The organism is Thermococcus sp. EP1 (assembly GCF_001317345.1).
Lineage (GTDB): Archaea > Methanobacteriota_B > Thermococci > Thermococcales > Thermococcaceae > Thermococcus_A.
In genome coordinates this window covers 1-19,141 of record NZ_JXCG01000008.1, presented here as the reverse complement: position 1 = coordinate 19,141, position 19,141 = coordinate 1, and the positions used below count along the sequence as shown (strand labels likewise).

Below are 19,141 nucleotides of genomic sequence, written 5' to 3'. Positions count from 1 at the left end.
TTTGTCTATTCAACCCGCACATGTGCGGGATTAACTATAACTACTTCAAATGCGTATTTTAAAATGGTGAAAACATGGCAGTGATTGAAGTTAAAAATGTTAGGAAGTATTACGGTGATGTTAGAGGTGTAGAGAATCTTAGCTTTGAGGTTGAAGAAGGAGAAATCTACGGCTTTTTGGGACCAAACGGAGCAGGGAAAACTACAACGGTGAAAATTTTAGTAAAGATTATTAAAGATCATACAGGGGATATCAAAGTCTTTGGCAAAGACTTGAGAAAATGGGGCAAAGATTACTATAATAAAATTGGTGTTTCCTTTGAGTTTCCCGCAGTTTACTCCCGTCTTACTGCTCTTGAAAATCTTCAGTTCTTCGCAAGCTTTTACAAAAAGCATCTTGATCCTATTGAAGTCCTCAAAATGGTGGGACTTGATAAGGAAGCAGACCAGCTCGTTGCGGAGTTTTCCAAAGGTATGAAGAAGAAGCTTGATCTTGCAAGAGCGTTACTCCCTGATCCAGAAATATTTTTCCTTGATGAACCCCTTGAGGGTCTTGATCCAGCAAGTGCTAGGAAAATCAAAGATTTATTCTTGGAGATGAGAGAGAATGGGAAAACAATTTTCCTTACCACTCACAACATGTATGTTGCTGATGAGCTCTGTGATAGAGTTGCGTTCATTGTCGATGGTGCTGTGAGGCTTGTAGATAACCCAAGTGAGCTTAAAGTAAAGATGGGTAAGCGGCTTGTTAAGGTAGAATATGTTGCTGGTGGAGACATTAGTGTGAAAGAGTTCCCCCTCGAAAACATTGGCCAGAATGAGGAGTTCCTCAACATCATCAAAACCCACGAGATCAGAAGGATAAACACCGAAGAGCCCACACTTGAGGAGATATTCCTCAAGGTGACAGGGAGGAGACTTGTATGATCGGAAGGTTGGTAAGGACAAACCTAATTATTGGTGTGAGGAGCTATGTATACCCAATTTACATACTGATAGCGTTAGCATATGGATTGATGCTCTTGGCTTTTCCAGAGCAATATCTCCCGACGATGGTACCTATATTCCTTATCATTGAGCCGAGTCTTGTTGGTTTTATGTTCGTTGGTACCGAGATATTTGCTGAAAAGAAGGATGGTGCAATCGGAGCTTTAGCGGTAACTCCAATAGAATGGAGGAGCTACATACTTGCCAAGACCTTTCTACTAAGTATACTCTCGATAGTTGGAGCAGTGCTGATAATGGCCATAGGTACGCGCTCCCTCAGTGGGATCCCCTATGTGGTAATTGGTACATTCTTTGTCTCCATAGTCTATACACTCCTCGGCATAGGGATTTCTGCTAGATATCGAGATTTAGATGACTACTTCGTGCCAATGCTTGGGGTCATGATAGTATCACTTCTCCCATTCGTTCACTATCATGGTTACCTAACCCATGAAGTATGGAAAATCCTCTACGTTATACCAAGCTATCCGGCACTTCACTTCTTCAAAGCACCCTTTGAGGAGATCTCGAGAAATACATTAACGTGGTCAGCATCAGGCTTGGTAATCTGGGCGGTTGTAGCGTACTACATAGCTAGAATAAGGTTTTACAAGTATGCTGTGGAGGGAGTAAGATGAGTTTTATTAGAAAGTTTGGAGCTATTTATAAGACAGACATCAAGCTGTTAAGGAGAGACCCAATGCTCCTTTATAGTGTAACGATGACTTTAATTTTACTCCTAATTATCCGCTACTTCAAAGATCGCATTGGGCTCTATTACCCCCTTTTGGCTCTTTTGGGGCTGATATTCATACCCATGATATTCGGCATGATTCCAGGTTTTATGATGGCTGATGAAAAGGAAGACAAAACAATACAAGCTTTACAAGTAATCCCAATATCTAGCGAAGCTTTTTTAATCTACAGACTTACCTGGGCCTCACTGATAACAGTGGTTCTAGCTGCTGTGGCACCATACATCCTTGATATAGAGATACCTCAGAAGGGCCTTCTAACTTTAATGGCACTTTTCCTCCTTGAGGTATGGATCTATGGTCTGATCATCACGATATTCTCAGAATCGAGGATGCAGGCGATAACGGTGTCAAAAATAATTGGTTGGTTTCTTATGCTTCCACCAGTGATTAAGCTTGTTGTTCTCTGGAGAAACCTCTCGACAGATTGGAGCAAGTTTACTGCCTTTTTACCAACTTACTGGCTTTACAAGGTCTTTGATGGAATTCCTATCAATGACTACAGTGACTTTCCTATGGCTCTCGCAGTTCACTTAGCTTGGCTCCTTCCGTTGGTTTTGTTGTTTAAAAGGAAGGTTCTCTGACTTTTTTTCTTTTTAACCAAAAACTTAAACTACTATGAGTACTATTTTCTTATGGTGAGATTATGAGAGAAGCGATGTATTGGGAACCCCTTGAGGGAAATAGGGTGAGATGTCATTTGTGTCCTTTGAATTGTATTGTTAGTGAAGGGCAAAGGGGCTCATGTAGGATTAGAAAAAATATTAATGGGAAACTCTATACACTCAATTATGGGAAAGTTTCTTCCATGGCTGCGGATCCAATAGAGAAAAAACCTCTTTATCATTTTCATCCCGGTTCGTGCGCTTTCTCGATAGGTACAGTTGGGTGCAACATGCATTGTATCCATTGTCAAAACTGGGAGATAAGTCAAGCTGATGAGAGATTTCCGTATTTGGAAAATGCTACTTCTGAAGCTATAGTTCGATTAGCTAAACACTATAACTGTGAAAGCATAGCTTATACTTATAATGAGCCGACGATATGGTATGAGTTTGTTCTTGATACGGCAAAGTTGGCTAAAAACGAAGGATTGAACAATATTCTAGTGACAAATGGCTACATTAATGAGGCTCCTTTTAGAGAATTAGCTCCCTATATAGATGCAATGAACATAGATATCAAGGCATTTAGTGATGAATTTTATAGAAAAGTGGCAAAGGTTCCAAGTATTGAGCCAAGCAAGAGAACAGCAATTATAGCAAAGAGAGAATTTGGAATTCATGTAGAACTTACTTACCTCATTATTCCAACGCTTAACGATAAAGAGGAAGAAATTAGAAGCTTTGCGAGATGGGTAATTAAAGAACTTGGTGATGACACGCCTGTCCACTTTTCTCGTTTCTTTCCTCATTATGAGCTTCTATCTTTACCCCCAACCCCAGTAAGGACAATTGAGAAGGCTTATCGTATAGCAAGAGAGGAGGGACTAAAATTTGTATACACAGGCAACGTCCCGGGCCATGAAGGCGAGCATACATATTGTCCAAAATGTGGAAAACCTTTAATAGTTCGGTGGGGCTTTACCATAGAAGAGTATCACATAAAAGATGGAAAATGTGAATACTGTGGTGAACCAATATCAATAATTGGAGGACACAAAAAACGACATTATAGAGGAATGTGGTGGTAATATGGAGACGATGAAAGTTAGATTTTACATTGAAGGTCTTTCCAATAATAAGAAAGCTTTGGAAAGGGCTGTTGAGGAGATAGTAAAATCACTCAAAAACGAAGACACTCTTAAAGTTGAAAATATAAGGGCTGAGGAGATTCTAGAAAACCCTGATGATGACATGTTAAAATACTCAATGATGGTAGAAGCAGATCTCGAGGGCTCTTTTAAGGACATAGTAAAAGCTGCAATGAAGTATGCTCCTGTAGTTGTTGAAGTGATATCTCCAGCGAAAATGGAGATAGAAAGGAAAGAATTAATGAAAATTCTGGGGGAGGTCTCTCTTTTCATAGGGGAGCTCATGAAGAATTTTGGCACTCTAGCTGTTTATCCTAGACTTGATGAACTCCCAGAACCGAGGATCGGCTATAGCAGAGAGGAGATAGAGGATCTTATAATAGATAGCAGGGAAATTCTCTACCGCTTTGTCGTTGAGGCATTTGGGGAAGACCAGAAGGCTATTGAAGACGTTTTAAAGAAAGCATTTGACTATGAAGGCGCTAAAATAAACAAAATCGTCAGTAAAGTTCAAGAGGAAAAGAATGGAAAGCTTCGTATATTGGCTGCTGCAGAATTGATCTCTTCATTTGAGACCCTTTTCCAACTTACAGGAAAATTTGCCCCCGTTGCAATCTCTATAATGGAACCAGAGATAATTGATGTGAGTGCACCAGAACTCCAAAATGTTCTAACAGACTTAGCGAATTTTGTTTATGAACTCATCCATAGACCCATCAAAAAGAAGCTTGTTGAGCATGACACGTTTAAAATCAAACTTTCTTGATTTTTGGATCTTTTATTTTTAAAAGCAGAAATGTTTATAAATTCTTTTATATAATGGGGGATTAATGAGTCATTAACATTTAATTTTTGGTTAAGATATTATCGGCAAAAGGCGAATTGAGTGTAGGCATTAAGTAAATGCCATTTTTGGTCATTACGGCAATGAGCGAGCTCTTTTAATCGTTAGAAAGGGTCTGAAAGCGAAAAGTATATAAACCCCAAGGCACCTATAGGTAATGAAGAATACCATAGTTAGGGGTTTAGCCCCTACGAGGTATTGGAGGTGTGAAGATATGAAAGCAAGAAAAATAATTGCACTGGGTGTCGGCGCCCTTGTAGCAGGGGGCCTTGGAGCAGTAGCAGCTCAAACCGAGAATGTATATGCTGGCCTTAATATTGAAAAAGCCGTAATTGCCTTCCCAACAACCGCAGAGGTTGACGGACAAGTTGTCCACGTTAAAGAAGACGGATTAGCAGCTGCAAGGCTTGCCTTGGCACTCTTCCAAGACTCAATCACATCAACAGAGGTAGAAGTAAAAGCCACAGACACACACATGACAGAGAAATTTGATAGCACCATGGGAGAATGGTTCAATGAGTCATATGTCCCAGACTTTGATGAGTTCAAATATGATCTAACAATGAACGCCACTCCCACTGGGGATGATATAGCAATCTGGTTTAACTGGAGCTTATTTAGCTTCAATGCTACCACAAACATAACCACAATAGTGAGCAACGAGACAAACCCAGCAATAGTGATATACTACGGGCCTGATATGAGCCCAATGCCAGAGTTTGAGGGTGACCCAGTACCTATAGACAGTACTATGTACTTCTACGACTCAGACTCTTCAGAGCCACTTCAAACCTACGAAGTCGGCGTTCCAGTTGCAGACATCACTGGGTGGGACATAACCTTCATAGACTACGAGATCTCACCAGAAAAGAGAGCTCTTGTCCAACTTCAGGGCCCAGGAGCCTCAGGCTCAGATCTCGTCATTATAGAAAAAGACAACTGGACTGTTATATGGGTAGATGACGACGGCAACAACATGGTCGAGTTCTTCGGTACAAATGAAACAGCGGCAAATGATAAGGTGACAGAACTTCAACAAGCTGGAATTGGACACATTCTCAAATTGAAGATCGGTGACACATTCTTTGGTGTCCTTGGAAGCCAATACATCTATGTTGACTGGACATATTACTGGCTGACTGGAAGTGTTGAAAAGCACACTCCAGTTGTAGATGGATGGCTACTTAACTGGAATGAAACCAGCACTTGGGTATACTTCAATGGCACAGTTGAGCTAGCATTTGGAGACGAATTTGAGCTTGCTGACCTTGATGTATTCCTCAAGGTAGTAGATGATCCACAATACCGCCTTGTCTGGTACACAGAGAGAGTTGTTGACACCTACACCCAATACATGATCCCATCAATCGACCCATATGCAGTTGCCGTTCCAGACTATGAAGTTGACTTGGCAGAGTTCAACGTTGCTGACAACACCAAGGACGTTTACATCATTGGTGGATGGGTAAGCAACAAGGTCTGGGCACAACTCGAGGAGATCTTCGGCGAAGAGAAAGTTGCAGAGTGGAAAGAAGACGTCATGGATGAGGATGGCTACGCATTAATCGTTGAGCCACTTCCAAACGACCCAGACAACTACGTCATAATCGCTGCAGGACAAGACTACACCAAGACCGCAGAGGCAATTGACGAACTTATAAACCTAATAGAATCAAACTGAAGGCTTTAGCCTTTTCTTAACTTCTTTTTAACTTTGTATTTTGTTATAAAAAACTCTGGTTCAAATTTAATTTTAGATTTTTATGATCTTTTCGTAGAATTCCCTTTCTCTGGGATCTAACATTTTTAGAAATTCTTCCTTGTTCTTAAAGGGTCTTTGTGCGAGAATCCTAATTATTCTCTTCTTGCCGAGCCCTGGAAGATAACTGAGCACTTTGGAGCTTTCGATATTGATATTCACTGGAATCGGAATTCCCGTTATGCTTCTAAATCCATGACCAACTATTACCACATTATAGAGCTTATTGAGTTCTATCTCCTTTGGAATTCCTACTATAAGAGGGTAACTTCCTATCTGCCTGCCATAAGTTAGACCATTATCAAAAACTTCCGCCCTGACTTCTCTCAAAATCGTACCCACAGGAACCAAACGTTTGAGCATTGGATAGTCTATCTCATGTCTTATTTTGTATTTATAGTGCTGAATTAACTTTTTGTGCTTCTCAATCTTAACTTTTTCTCGCATATGCCAGAGAGGAGTACCGGGGAAGACAACTACTTGTCTAATATTAATTCTTCTCACCAAGAGGCCATCATCAAGGATTCTTTTCAAAAATTCATATGTAAGCTCATATGTTTTTTTAGTCTCTCCTGGCAACCCAAATAGAATGTTTATTCCAGGTAAAAGCCATGGCATTCCATTATAACCTCTCTTTGCTCCAACATCATTTAGGATTTTAACAGCTTCATAAGCTTCATCTGGCGTGGAATTTAGATTATTGAGTTTTGCCACTTTTGGATCAGCAGTTTCAAGTCCAAAGGCAACAACATTCCCGGGAGTTCCATATTTTATGATGGCCTTTGCTATCTTAATACTTTCCTTGGGGTAGTTTGCTATTATAGCAGGATTTGCATTATCGACATGGAGGGTCTTTATCAGGGGTGCTGCATCTCTAATTCCTCTAAATAAATCTTCAAGTGCCTTAGGGTTTGGGATGGGCACTCTGTCATTTGGTTTTGCCATATAGGAAAATATACAGCTTTGTCTCCCAATCCTAAAGTGTCTCACTCCCAGATTATAGAGGATTTGAATCTCCTCTATAATGTCTTTGATGGGTCTGTCTTCAATTGTTTTGTACCTCACAGGCTCAGTACAGAAACTACATCCTCCAATACCTGCAGCTTTTGGACATCCCCTTTGGGTCTCAATTTCGACTATCACGAAATGGGGATAGTCCGGAAATTGTCTCACCACCTCAGCTCCTAGAAGAGCATAATCTTTAAGCTCTTCATAAGTTCTGAATCTAAGAGGGTCTGCTTCTTTAGGGTTTTTAAAGAAGTCGTAAAGAAAAGCTTCCAGATCACCATAGACGATGTGATCAAAAACCGTCTGTGCAAGCATGAGTTCTTTTGAGCTTATCTTTGTTCCTCCTCCATGAGCAGAACCCATAAAAGCTGGGCCACCAAGTATTTTAATACATTTAAGGTGCTTTATGAATTTTGCAACTTCTTCTACTTGGGATGGCACTGCAGATAAGTACTTGCCTGGAGTATGGAGCCCACCGATGTAAATAATAATATCGGCTTTTTCTAGGATCTCCTTAGTTTTTAATACATTAGGGGTCTTGTTCCGTGTTTTTATCCCTTGCTCTCCTTCATATGTAAAACGGAGATCATCTATAGTGAGGTAGAAAACTTGGGCATTTTTATTAGCCTTTTTTATAGCCCCATAAGCATATCGGGGGTAGATTCCCAGATAAGGAGGTACACCAAGGCCAGCTGGCTCGTCTGTATAACCGTCAATTATGGCAATTATCATGTTTAAAAGTTCGGAAGGGGGTTTAAAAATTAAGCGCCATATTTTTAAATTTTGAATTCCCATATTAAGAAAGGGAATAACATGTCTGATTTAGGTCTTGGTGTTAAGGAGGACCTGAAGAAAATAGTCCAAGCTCTTCCTCAGCTAATTCCCAAAGAGCTTCTTTCCTATTGGATAAATACTGAAGCAGGAGAAGCAGAGATGTATTATAAATTGTATAAGCTAAGTAATGAACTTGAATTGGAGGTAGAAATTTCAAAGGTTTTTTATTATCTTTATGAAGATAGTCTTAAACATGCAGAGAAGCTTCTTAAGGTTTACAAAGGACTGTTTCCTGAGGAGGAAATTCCTAAAGTCGATCTTCCACCTTTGGAAATAGTGTGGGAGGTTGATAAACTTAGTTCTCTCCTGCAGAGAGGAAACTTAGAGGAGCTCTTTGACATTCTTATTGAAAACAAGAAGATAATTGGGGATATTTACGAGTATCTTTTCACAGTATCTGAGGAACCCGAGATGAAAGAAATATTCAAATGGCTTGCAGATGTCGAGAATGGGCATTATGCCAAGTTAAAAACTATCAGAGAGCAGTATCTAAAGGAGAAAACTCAGACCAGGACTTAGAGAAGCAAGTTGTTTTCTCTAAGGTACTCTTCTATTTCCTTTATTTCATTTATCCCTAGTTGAAATACTCTCTTTTGAGCATGAGGGATATTGTCAAAAAGGGTTTTAACTTTCTTGAACTCTTCCTTGGTGAGGTTTAGCATGTGGTAAGAATTTTTTAAAGCTTTACTGGCTTTTTTTCTCCGATGTTGAAAGAGGGCTTTGACGAGGTCTTCATTAAGAGGTATTTGCTCGAGTTTTGGTTTTGGCTCGAGAATCACGACAGCGGAGTCCACTTTTGGTTTTGGATAGAAAGCTCCTTTGCCAATTTTTTCCACAAGTTCAACATTGGCTTTACTCTGTACCATAACGGAGAGTCGAGAATAGTTTTTATCTCCGGGTTTTGCTATCATTCGCTCAGCAAATTCTAATTGATATATTAACACGGCCCTTTTGAAGTTGTATTTCAAAAATTTGAAAGTTATGGGAGAAGATATCTGGTATGGGAGGTTTGAGACTATTCTATCAAATTCTGGGAAGTCTATTTTAAGAGCGTCTCCTTCTATGATTTCCACGTTGTCCCAGTTATATTCTTTTTTTAATATTTTGACTATCTTAGGGTCTTTTTCAATAGTATATACTTTTTTTGCTTTTTTGGATAATTCATCCGTCAAGACTCCTAATCCTGGCCCTATCTCAAGGACAGTTTCGTTATCAGATATTTCAGCTCGCTCAACCTCTCTTTTAATAACGTCCTCTACTATTAGAAAATTTTGTCCAAGATCTGAATTTGGCCTCAGGTTATATTTAGAAATTAAAGAAAAGATTCTAGAACTTAGCATTTTTATTCCCTGAATATTCTTCTTGAACCGACGAATAGTCTATACCTGTCCTTGTTCTCGAGTTCATCTAGGATCCTCTTTGCTATCATTTTCACAGGATCGGGAAGACCTTTTACCCGGTGCTTTAGATCATCAAAGCTTTTGAAGGGTTCCCTTTCTCTTTCCTCGAGAATTTCCCACATGTGCTTTTTCCCTATTCCTGGAAGTAATTCTAGGCTGTGGAGTCTATTAGTGATGGGTGGAGCTAGGTTAAAGAATTTGATAAAACGTTCCTCATTATTTTTCACTATTTCTTCAAGTACGTATGGTACCTCAGCTTTTGCAGTTGGGGTTAGGTCATCATAGTTGAGTTTTTTGGTTATCATGAGGATCTTATCCCTCTCACCTTTTCCAACAAATACTCTCTCGTAGAGCATGAGATCAGTTTTGGGAATAACTTCCAAAAGTGTAAATGCCTTCTCTCCTATTACTTGCCCGATGGGCCTTTTTTCTCTAAAGTTCCTGTGTTCTAGGTCGAGATAACCTGTGGGAAGATAATCTAACACATATGCATACTCTTCATACTCAATATTATGCCTCTTTTTATTAACACTTTGAGCATAGGAATGCCTTCTACGGTAATAATCCATTGTCTCTCCCCCCAAGAATATACGCTCTAAGGGTTTTTAATACTTTTTGAGAAAGTTATGAAAAAAGAGAGAAAAGGCCTATTCTCTATATTCGTCTAGAATTTCGAGTATTTTTTCTGCCTCTTCTTTTGTAGGCATGTGTTCTTCTTTGGCAAAGATTATTTTCATATCAAAGTAATCATTAGGCATTATGTCAATGAGCTTCGTAGCTATTCGTTCGTCGAGCCATTCGAATAGTCCTATGAGCTTGTTTTTCAGCTCTTTTGCTTTGTCTGCAGTAATTTTTGAAAATCTTTCCGCATGCTCTAGGCTGGTTCTTGCTTCGTAAAATATGGGCTCCTCTGGGTTTTCTTCAGCACCTTCCTCTTTTCTTTTGAGTAGTAACTCTTTCGCTTCTGGAATTGAAACGTATTCTTCCTTTATCTTTTTGCGCCCTATCATACTCCTCACTTCTGGGGCCTTAGATGAACTGGGTGAATGAAGAATGTTTTTACCTTACCACCATCTGTGAGCTGAACTACGTAGGCATCTCCTCTTTTGCCAACTACTGTCCCTGTTCTTCCATGGAATCTTGGGTCTGGCATACCTTTGTGGTAACTTGGCTCAATAACTATGTGGACTTTTTGTCCAACTTCAAACTCTTGAAGGAATCTTGTGAGCGGAGGAAGTCCTCTCCTCCTTGGTGATTTGCTAAGCTTACCTCTAGTTTTCCTTCTAATAGTATGGGCTTTTTGAACCATTCTAATCACCTCTTAAACCTTATTTAGGAGTTTTAACAAATCACGCGCTTAGGAACGATCTTTTTTCAACTTAGGGTCTTTCCCAATACCATAAGCTCATGTGTGCTACCATTTATAAAGTTTTCACTCTCCATCGAGGATATTCAGAACGTCAAGCTTTTCACACCATGCTTTCTTTCCTAATATTTCCGTCACCGAGGGACTTGTTCTTCCATCATCTCCTGAAATTAATTCCTTTATGTAAAGTCCTCCGTCGGTTATTAAGCGAAGCTTAAAGTGTTTTTCATCTATGAGGTTGCCAGTGATTTCATGAACTTTTCTTACTCTCACAATATCTGCCCTTCTACCCAAAACTCTTTTTGGAGTTCGCTGGTGAATAATAGTATCTTTAAGGGCTTTAACTACTTTTTCTACTTCCTTTTCACTGACACGCTCTTCGACGTACACTAGAGCTTCATATTCTTTTTTATGGTTAGATGTGAGAATTTTTTCGGCTTCTTCCCTATTTATGAAGCTTAAATCTAAAACTTCCACTTTTCCACTCTTATTAATTTCCTTGGCAATTTCTTGAAGATTTATTCTTCTTTTCACAGGCTTTTTAACTTCGATAACAAAAGGTCGTCCATTTCCGAGCATTCTAACGTCAACATCTTCTCTTCCTGCTCCATGAAAGATAGATTTCCCTTTTGCAGCTTTAGAAAACGGTTTGCATATTATCGAGGCAACACTCTCTTTAAAACCCTTTAATGGTGTCTGTGGGATTCCTCTTACAAGCTTTCTATACCTTCCATAAATGTAGAGTGGTTTTACCTGAAGTTCCACTGTCTCGTTGTATGGATCAACAATAAAAACGACATCGGGGTTGTTCTTATTCACGCTTTTTTGAAGAATAACTTCAAGGATTTTTCCAATCTCTCGGTTTAGTTCCCTGTTGATAGGTTCAGCATATTTTAACTCAAAGCTCTCAATTATCTCATTCTCTTTCTCTAAAATTTCTCTGGGGATCCTTGAGCCCACAAGAAAAGTGTCAAATTCTAATCCCAATTTTGAGACTTTATTATAACACAATCTCGCCAAGTCTTCGACTTTTTTAAAGATACCATTACAGAGCTCACACTCTTGAGGTTCTAGAAGAGGGTCTTCTCCTCTAATTTCTCGCTCCATATTTAGAACCAATCTTATGGATTTTCCCCTGATATAGTTATCTCCCTTTCCAAGAAGTCCAAATGCCCTTCCAAGACAGTGATTGCAGAGCGGGTACCTTTCAAGAATTTTTTCAGCTTTTTCGATTATCACTTTGCTCACCCTTAACCTTTTTAATTTCTCTTCCAACTCCCCATCATGATGACGAGAAGACAGAAGATAATAAAGCTTTTGGAAGAGAGAGATTACAGTGTAAGTGAACTGGCACTGATGCTTGAGATGAGAGGAAGAGGAAGCAAGAAGATTATACTAGAAGACCTAAAAGTCATCGCCAATATTGTAAAGCGTGAGGGAAAGGTGCTTTTGATCCAACCAGCTCAGTGCAGGAAGTGTGGTTTTGTGTTTAAAGCAGAGATAAAATCTCCTGGAAAGTGTCCAAAGTGCAGATCAGAGTGGATAGAGGAGCCAAGGTTTAAAATTGAACTCCGATAACAAGGTTTATATCTCGTATCCCAAACATTCTTTAGCTAACATTCATCAAAAGGGGGTTTAACCATGAGGAAAGTTGAAGTTTTTATGAAAGAGAAAGGGATAGGAATTGGCGATTATATTGAAGTTGTTGAGAAAGAGAATAATACAATGATCACACACAGGGGCATTGTGATGCCTCCGTATGAACTTTCAAAAGGAGAAACACTTACAATAAAGTTGGACAATGGATATAACATTGGTATTCTCATTGACCAGATACTCGAAGTAAGGATTCTTGAAAAAGCCAAACCAAGAGAAGAAATCTCTTTTAAAGAGGTTCTTCCCAAGAAACCAGAGCTTCCAAATGTTACCATAATCGGAACCGGTGGAACAATAGCTAGTAAGATTGACTACAAAACTGGAGCAGTACACGCGGCGTTTACTGCTGAAGAACTTGCAAAAGCAGTGCCTGAGATTTTTGAAATAGCCAACATAACTCCAAAACTTCTTTTCAACATAATGAGTGAAGACATGAAACCTGAATATTGGAAAAAAATGGCCTATGAAGTTGCTAAAGCATTGAATAGTGGAGAGGATGGAGTTATAATAGGTCATGGAACTGATACTATGGGTTATTCTTCAGCAGCTTTAAGTTTCATGCTTAGGAATTTAGGCAAGCCTGTGATCTTTGTAGGCTCTCAGAGAAGCAGTGATAGGCCTTCAAGCGACGCTGCAATGAATTTAATCTGCTCCACGAGAATGGCTGTGGAAGATTTTGGAGAAGTTGCAGTAGTAATGCACGGCGAAACAGGTGATACTTATTGCTTAGCCCATAGGGGAACAAAAGTACGAAAGATGCACACCTCAAGGAGAGATGCTTTTAGAAGTATAAACGATGTTCCAATAGCAAGGATATGGAGTAATGGAAAGGTAGAATACCTAAGGGATGATTATAGAAAAAGGAGTGAAAATGAGGTTTGGGTAGATGACAAAATTGAGGAAAAGGTAGCACTAATAAAGGTCTATCCTGGAGTAACCGGGGAAATTATAGAGTTTCTTGTTGACAGAGGCTACAAGGGGATTGTAATAGAAGGTACGGGGCTTGGACACACTCCTAATGACATGATACCGAGCATAGAGCGAGCAACTGAAGAAGGAATTGCTGTCTGCATGACAAGCCAATGTCTGTATGGAAGGATTAACCTTAATGTTTATTCAACAGGAAGAAAGCTTCTAAAGGCCAAAGTCATTCCATGTGAGGACATGCTACCGGAGACAGCATATGTTAAGCTCATGTGGGTTCTTGGACATACACAAGACCTTGAAGAAGTTAAGAGAATGATGCTGACAAATTATAGTGGAGAAATAACACCGTACACAAGGTTTGACACTTATCTGAGGTGATGAAAATGGAGTTTGACTACAAAGAACTTGGTCTTAAAGTTGGTCTTGAGATTCACAGGCAACTTGCTACAAAAAAGCTCTTTTCACCTGTGCCGAGTGAGCTTCATGAGGATGTTAGTTTCACGTTTGAACGTCGCTTGAGACCAACTATGAGTGAACTTGGAGAAATTGATCAAGCTGCGTTAGAGGAATTTAAGAAAGGTAGGGTCTTTGTTTATGAGGGCAATTATAAGTACAGCGATTTGGTGTACATGGATGAAGAACCTCCTCATTTGCCAGATGAAGATGCTCTCAAAGTAGCGATCCAGATAACATATCTTTTGAATGCTATTCCAGTAGATGAAGTCCACTTCATGAGGAAAATAGTCATTGATGGTTCCAACGTTTCTGGTTTCCAAAGGACTGCAATAGTGGGAATGAACGGTAGAATAGATACTCCTTGGGGAAGCGTCGGCATCCCTACTATTTGTCTTGAGGAAGATGCATGTAGAATAATAGAACAGGGAGATAAGAGGGCAGTTTATAGGCTTGATCGTTTGGGGATTCCCCTAATTGAGATTGCGACTACTCCAGACATCCACCATCCGGAGCAGGCAAAAGTGGTGGCTAAGTTTATAGGGGATGCTCTCAGGGCCACAAGAAAAGTTAAGAGAGGCCTTGGAACTATAAGACAGGATCTCAATGTTTCTATTAAGGGTGGGGCTAGGATAGAGATAAAGGGTGTGCAGGAGTTAGACATGATCCCAATCATCATAGAGCGTGAGGTGCAGAGGCAAATCAATCTCCTAAAAATTAGGGATGAGCTTCAAAAGAGGGGAGCGAATAAAGAAGAGATAAAAGAAGAGTTCTACGATGTAAGTGATGTTTTCAAGAACACTGGTTCAAAGATAATTGCAAAAGCCTTGAAGAAGGGAGGTAAAGTCATAGCAGTTAAGCTTCCTAAATTCAGGGGCCTTATAGGATTTGAGGTTCAACCAGGGAGAAGATTGGGTACGGAAATGGCAGATAGGGCTAAAAAATATGTAAAGGGGATCTTCCACATAGATGAGCTTCCTAACTATGGTATAAGCCAAGAAGAGGTAAATAAAATCATTGAAACCCTTGGTCTTGAGGAACAAGATGCATTCGTTTTAGTAGCTGCGAAGGAAGAGGCTGCTAAGAAAGCCCTTAAAGAAGTTCTTAAGAGGGCCAGAGAAGCCATAATAGGAGTCCCAGAAGAGACGAGGAGAGCATTGCCTGATGGAAATACGCAATACATGCGTCCACTTCCTGGAAAAGCAAGAATGTATCCAGAGACAGATATACCACCAATATTTATTGGTGAGGAAATCAAGAGGGAAATCCTTGAAAACCTTCCTGAGTACCCACAGGCAAAAGTAGGACGCTATGTTAAAGAGTATGGCATCGATAAGAGCCTAGCACAGACATTAGTTGATGATGAAAGAGATGAGCTCTTTGAGGAGTTAATAGGAATGGGAGTTAAGCCATCTCTGGCAGCATCAACTCTCGTAGTAGTCCTTAAAGGCCTTAAGAAAGAAGTACCCATTGAAAACATAAGCGACAAGCACATAAAAGATGCGTTCAAGTTGCTACTTGAGAATAAGATTGCAAAGGAGGCTTTTGAGGAGATATTCAAAGAACTTGCTTTACATCCAGAGAAAACAGCTCTCCAAGTTGCTGAGGAGAAGGGACTGACTCTCTTAAGCGAGGAAGAAGTCGAAAAGATAATCGAAGAAATAGTCAAGGAGAATCTTAATGTCGTAAAGGCTAAGGGCATGGGAGCTATGGGAATGCTCATGGGAAGAGCAATGGCAAAACTTAGGGGCAAAGCTGATGGAAAGCTGGTGAACCAGCTTGTAAGAAAGAAGATTCAAGAATTTAGCTCTTAATCTTTTTTCTCAATAACTTTTTAAGAATTGATGCATTAAACTAATTGGGAATGCTTATGCCGTTTACGCCAGGTCCAATTATAATTCCTAGAAGATCCAGAAGAAAAGAGCCTCAGAAGAGAAAAGAAGTTAGAAAGCCCAAGAAGGAAAAGAAGATAGTGTACGTGCTTATTAAAGTAAAGCAAGATCAGCTTATAAGCGAAAAGGCCAAAGAACTTGAGGAGCTCTTTAAGGGAAAGACATTTAATAGAGTGGTAAATCCTGATGAGTATACACTACTAATGAATGCCAAGAATCTCTTTGCAAAGGCATATAAGATCTATGTGGTTGAGCTCACTGATGAGATGAACCGATGGTTTTATTTCCTTCCAAGTGAAGAGAGGATTAGCTTCAAGAATAAAGATAAGTTCCTAGTCTTTCAGGTTAAGAAGGACGAAGCCCTAGAAGAGATCTTTAGGAAAATGGTTGAGGGCAAACTTACTAAAAGAAGCACCTTTGAGGTAGTCTTAAGTGCAATTCAAGTAGGTCTGGGACTTCTCAGTTTTATAGCTGGGTATTTGGCATTTGAGAATATTATTGACATTTCTCAGCTCGGCAATATCATAACCTTTGCCATCTTCTTCATTGTGGCTCTTCAGAGTATTAAAAAAGGCTACAAACGGAGAGCTTGGGAGGACTAATTCTATTTCAAATCTAGACATAATATTTTTAAACTTCAAAAAGTAACTTAGCAATATGTGGGATTTATTTCGTAGGTATTTTTCTGGATATTTCAGTGCAAAATCAAAGGACATTAAGAGATGTATTTATATAAAGATTAAAGGCGAATCAATTGCTAATCTCTCAAAGGATCTTGAAAGATATCTCTCTTCAAAAAATATTCGGCCTTTGCGATTTGTTGAGCCAGAATGTTATATTGTAACAGAAGTTGGTAACTATCTCTATGGGTCAGACCCTGTGATTCAGGTGATTGAACTCGAAGGAGATCTGAGTCGTATGCTATACTTATTTTCTGGAAAGGAAGAATTGGATTTTAAGCTAGAGAACAGTAAAATTACTAAATTCATTTTTGAAATAATGAAAAAAGAAGGCTTGGCATATTTGCTCAAACTAATATGTCAGAGAAAGATAGGTGTGAAAAGACATGAACATCGCTCGGGAATAACCTTTTTGTTTTCGTTGATTATTGGGTTAGCTTCTTCGTGGTTTTTCAAGGCGGATGAGTATTTAGATTATCTTCTTTTGACTTTAGCAATTACCACGTTTGTGGTTTTGGTAACTCTAGTTATAGATTATCCCTTTTCGCTTTTAAAGTTCAGAGGAGTTCGTGTTGTGGAAGACTCAGAAATAACGAAAGCGTTGAGAGATAAAATTAAGAAAATAAAACGATGAGGCGACTTTTACCGTCCAAGTTCTTTATGGGCCTTAGCTAAATGTTTTGCAGCTATTGCTGCTAGGAGTGAGAGTTCTCCAGCTAAAACAGCCCCGGCTATGATCTCTGCAAATTTTTTGGCATTTGTTCCCGGTGGTTCACCACCACCTGCGACTCCCATTATAGTTAGGGCTTCTCGTTGTGTTGGTACTCGAGTTCCTCCGCCTACGGTTCCGATTTCAAGGCTAGGCATTGTTATACTGATGTATAAGTCTCCCTCTGGGGTAACTTCGGCTAGAGTTATTCCGTGTGAGCCTTCAGTTATTTGTGCTTCATCTTGACCAGTTGCAAGGAAAATTGCTCCCACAATGTTTCCAAAGTGAGCGTTAAATCCGTAGCTTCCTGCTTGTGCGGATCCCACAAGGTTTTTACGATAGTTTACCTCTGCTATAAGTTCAGGGGTTGTCTTAAGTTTTTTCTCTACAATTTCACGAGGTATTATGGCCTCAGCAATCACGCTTTTTCCTCTACCATTAATGAAATTCATCGCATTAGGCTTTTTATCAACACAGACATTACCTGAAAGGGCCAGATATTTAACTTCTGGAAATCTGCTTTCGATTACTTTCATGATCTCTTCACTTGCTATTGTTACCATATTCATTCCCATAGCATCGCCAGTTTCAAATTCAAAACGAAGATAGAGATTGTTACCGACTATATATGGTTTAATATCCCTAAGCTTTCCATGTCTAGTGACTTTGCTTACGGCTTCTTCTTGAAGGTACTCAATGTTCCCTTTGACCCACTCTGCAACTTCCCTTGCTTTTCTAGCATCGGGACACTTGAGAAGAGGTGCACGTGTCATTTTGTCACCAATTATAGTGGTTTTGACACCACCTGCAGCTGTTAGAGTTGAACACCCTCTGTTAACAGAGGCTACCAATGCGCCCTCAGTGGTGGCAAGAGGAATGTAAAATTCTCCTTTAGCATACTCTCCATTTATTTTGAGAGGGCCTGCTACACCCATAGGAATTTGAACGACTCCAATCATGTTTTCAATATTTTTGCCGATGACTTGGTTTGGATCTATAGAGTAGTGGCCAATGTTGTCTAATGTTACTCCAAGCTTTCTTTCAAGTGCCTTTCTTCTTATCTCTGTGGCAAGACGCTTATCATTTGTATGTTTTTCTACTTGGTGTAGTTTAATTTCTCCCTTAGCAACTTTCTCAATGAGTTCTTCAATGTTCATAGTATAACCCCCAAAAAGAGATTTTTTCAACTCTTTTTAACCTTTTTAAATATCCATTCCTCAAGTATTTCTCCGGCTTCATAAAATGCTATTGCAGCATCACTACGGGGTTTGTACCCAAGAATTGGAATTCCTACGTTAATAGATTCTGGCACGCTCTCGTCAAAGGGAATGATACCTATAACAGGTAAACCAACATTTTGGTCAATCTCATCTACTATATGCTCGATCACATCTTCTGACTCTCTAACTTTGTTTAGAATAACCCCAATCTTTAATCCATACTCTTCTCCAATTACTCTGAGTTTATTAATCTCGTTCTCAACCATAGTTTCAAAAGAATAAATTGGAGACCTCTCAATTTCAACGACTATTATTTGATAGTCTGCAACTTCAAAAGTCGGTAATGTATCGAAAGGTATTCCAGTGGGGGAATCAACAAACACTAGAGGGAACTTATATTTCATTAGCTCCACGACATCCCTTAATCGTTTGGGGGAAATTCCTACGACATCTTGGAGTCTAGTACTTCCCGGTATCACATTCACCGCAGTTTTTCCATGCTTATATATTGCCCATTCTGGTTCTACATCAGGGTTTTTGAGAATAGAGTGGAGAGTATAACTGACATTTTCTAAAGCAAAGTGAAATCCAAGATTGGGTAAGAAAAGGTCACCATCTATTGCAAGAGTTCTATATTCTTGTTGGGCGAAATATACACTTAAATTTGCAGTAGTAGTGGTTTTACCGGCTCCTCCTCTCCCAGTGACGATTATAACTGGCATTACTCACACTCCCATTATAATAAATTTTGATAAAGTCAAACTTGTGCAGACCTAGTACTCACATTACCCATCTATGTAACGTAGGAAATATAAGATTTTCCATGAAATAAGAATAAAAAGGAAGTTAACCTATGAGTTCTCCAAAAGCAAATTTTCTTTTTACACTGTTAATGACAA

Annotated in this window: 20 protein-coding genes; 12 read left to right on the top strand and 8 right to left on the bottom strand. The window is 39.4% G+C overall.

What is annotated here, in order from left to right:
- Positions 1-74: 74 nt before the first annotated feature.
- The 6 genes from EP1X_RS07350 to EP1X_RS07325 all read left to right on the top strand — a co-directional run bounded on the left by EP1X_RS07350 (position 75) and on the right by EP1X_RS07325 (position 6,019).
- Positions 75-926 (top strand): ABC transporter ATP-binding protein, encoded by an 852-nt coding sequence (locus EP1X_RS07350; protein WP_055283197.1) that lies wholly within the window; start codon positions 75-77, stop codon positions 924-926.
- Positions 923-1,624: an ABC transporter permease gene (locus EP1X_RS07345; protein WP_055283195.1), complete on the top strand. Its 702-nt coding sequence runs from the start codon at positions 923-925 to the stop codon at positions 1,622-1,624. The genes EP1X_RS07350 and EP1X_RS07345 overlap by 4 nt, the downstream gene beginning before the upstream one ends.
- Entirely contained in the window at positions 1,621-2,325 is a 705-nt protein-coding gene (locus EP1X_RS07340; protein WP_055283193.1) for an ABC transporter permease, read from the top strand. Before EP1X_RS07345 ends, EP1X_RS07340 begins: the two co-directional genes overlap by 4 nt.
- A 62-nt stretch (positions 2,326-2,387) precedes the next feature.
- Positions 2,388-3,434 carry an AmmeMemoRadiSam system radical SAM enzyme gene (gene amrS, locus EP1X_RS07335; RefSeq protein ID WP_055283191.1) on the top strand — a complete coding sequence of 349 codons (1,047 nt, stop codon included), beginning with the start codon at positions 2,388-2,390 and terminating at the stop codon, positions 3,432-3,434.
- A gap of 1 nt (position 3,435) precedes the next feature.
- Positions 3,436-4,260 (top strand): hypothetical protein, encoded by an 825-nt coding sequence (locus EP1X_RS07330; RefSeq protein ID WP_055283189.1) that lies wholly within the window; start codon positions 3,436-3,438, stop codon positions 4,258-4,260.
- Between the two features lie 292 nt (positions 4,261-4,552).
- The gene (locus tag EP1X_RS07325; RefSeq protein ID WP_055283187.1) at positions 4,553-6,019 is read left to right on the top strand and encodes a hypothetical protein; all 1,467 of its coding nucleotides are present in this window, start codon (positions 4,553-4,555) and stop codon (positions 6,017-6,019) included.
- 72 nt (positions 6,020-6,091) lie between these two features.
- Here the strand turns inward: EP1X_RS07325 and EP1X_RS07320 are convergent, their stop codons facing one another.
- Complete coding sequence (locus tag EP1X_RS07320; protein WP_055283185.1) at positions 6,092-7,837, bottom strand: radical SAM protein; 1,746 nt, start codon at positions 7,835-7,837, stop codon at positions 6,092-6,094.
- A gap of 81 nt (positions 7,838-7,918) precedes the next feature.
- Between EP1X_RS07320 and EP1X_RS07315 the strand changes: the two genes are divergently transcribed.
- Complete coding sequence (locus EP1X_RS07315) at positions 7,919-8,458, top strand: ferritin family protein (protein WP_055283183.1); 540 nt, start codon at positions 7,919-7,921, stop codon at positions 8,456-8,458.
- On the opposite strand, the gene rsmA is transcribed toward EP1X_RS07315, so the two are convergent.
- From rsmA to EP1X_RS07290, 5 genes are all read right to left on the bottom strand, one after another.
- Positions 8,455-9,279 carry a 16S rRNA (adenine(1518)-N(6)/adenine(1519)-N(6))-dimethyltransferase RsmA gene (rsmA, locus tag EP1X_RS07310; protein WP_055283181.1) on the bottom strand — a complete coding sequence of 275 codons (825 nt, stop codon included), beginning with the start codon at positions 9,277-9,279 and terminating at the stop codon, positions 8,455-8,457. The genes EP1X_RS07315 and rsmA overlap by 4 nt on opposite strands.
- Positions 9,280-9,281: 2 nt before the next feature.
- Positions 9,282-9,908, bottom strand: a complete 627-nt coding sequence (locus EP1X_RS07305) for a DUF655 domain-containing protein (protein WP_055283179.1) — start codon at positions 9,906-9,908, stop codon at positions 9,282-9,284.
- 78 nt (positions 9,909-9,986) lie between these two features.
- Positions 9,987-10,349 carry an RNA polymerase Rpb4 family protein gene (locus EP1X_RS07300; protein ID WP_055283177.1) on the bottom strand — a complete coding sequence of 121 codons (363 nt, stop codon included), beginning with the start codon at positions 10,347-10,349 and terminating at the stop codon, positions 9,987-9,989.
- A gap of 5 nt (positions 10,350-10,354) precedes the next feature.
- Entirely contained in the window at positions 10,355-10,648 is a 294-nt protein-coding gene (locus tag EP1X_RS07295; protein ID WP_055283176.1) for a 50S ribosomal protein L21e, read from the bottom strand.
- Positions 10,649-10,771: 123 nt separating this feature from the next.
- Positions 10,772-11,944, bottom strand: a complete 1,173-nt coding sequence (locus tag EP1X_RS07290) for a tRNA pseudouridine(54/55) synthase Pus10 (protein WP_055283174.1) — start codon at positions 11,942-11,944, stop codon at positions 10,772-10,774.
- Positions 11,945-11,989: 45 nt separating this feature from the next.
- On the opposite strand from EP1X_RS07290, the gene EP1X_RS07285 reads away from it, so the two are divergent.
- The 5 genes from EP1X_RS07285 to EP1X_RS07265 all read left to right on the top strand — a co-directional run bounded on the left by EP1X_RS07285 (position 11,990) and on the right by EP1X_RS07265 (position 16,947).
- Positions 11,990-12,283, top strand: coding sequence for a transcriptional regulator (locus EP1X_RS07285; RefSeq protein WP_055283172.1), 294 nt, complete (start codon positions 11,990-11,992; stop codon positions 12,281-12,283).
- Between the two features lie 63 nt (positions 12,284-12,346).
- Positions 12,347-13,666, top strand: coding sequence for a Glu-tRNA(Gln) amidotransferase subunit GatD (gene gatD / locus EP1X_RS07280; RefSeq protein ID WP_055283170.1), 1,320 nt, complete (start codon positions 12,347-12,349; stop codon positions 13,664-13,666).
- Complete coding sequence (gene gatE, locus EP1X_RS07275; protein ID WP_055283168.1) at positions 13,666-15,555, top strand: Glu-tRNA(Gln) amidotransferase subunit GatE; 1,890 nt, start codon at positions 13,666-13,668, stop codon at positions 15,553-15,555. Before gatD ends, gatE begins: the two co-directional genes overlap by 1 nt.
- 50 nt (positions 15,556-15,605) lie before the next feature.
- The gene (locus EP1X_RS07270) at positions 15,606-16,235 is read left to right on the top strand and encodes a DUF4118 domain-containing protein (protein WP_253276557.1); all 630 of its coding nucleotides are present in this window, start codon (positions 15,606-15,608) and stop codon (positions 16,233-16,235) included.
- Positions 16,236-16,290: 55 nt separating this feature from the next.
- Positions 16,291-16,947, top strand: a complete 657-nt coding sequence (locus EP1X_RS07265) for a hypothetical protein (protein WP_055283164.1) — start codon at positions 16,291-16,293, stop codon at positions 16,945-16,947.
- A gap of 8 nt (positions 16,948-16,955) precedes the next feature.
- On the opposite strand, the gene hmgA is transcribed toward EP1X_RS07265, so the two are convergent.
- A complete protein-coding gene (gene hmgA, locus EP1X_RS07260; RefSeq protein WP_055283163.1) occupies positions 16,956-18,179 on the bottom strand; it encodes a hydroxymethylglutaryl-CoA reductase (NADPH) in 1,224 nt (407 codons plus the stop codon).
- 26 nt (positions 18,180-18,205) lie between these two features.
- On the bottom strand, positions 18,206-18,964 hold the full coding sequence (locus EP1X_RS07255; protein WP_055283161.1) for a MinD/ParA family protein: 759 nt from the start codon (positions 18,962-18,964) through the stop codon (positions 18,206-18,208).
- Positions 18,965-19,141: the final 177 nt, after the last annotated feature.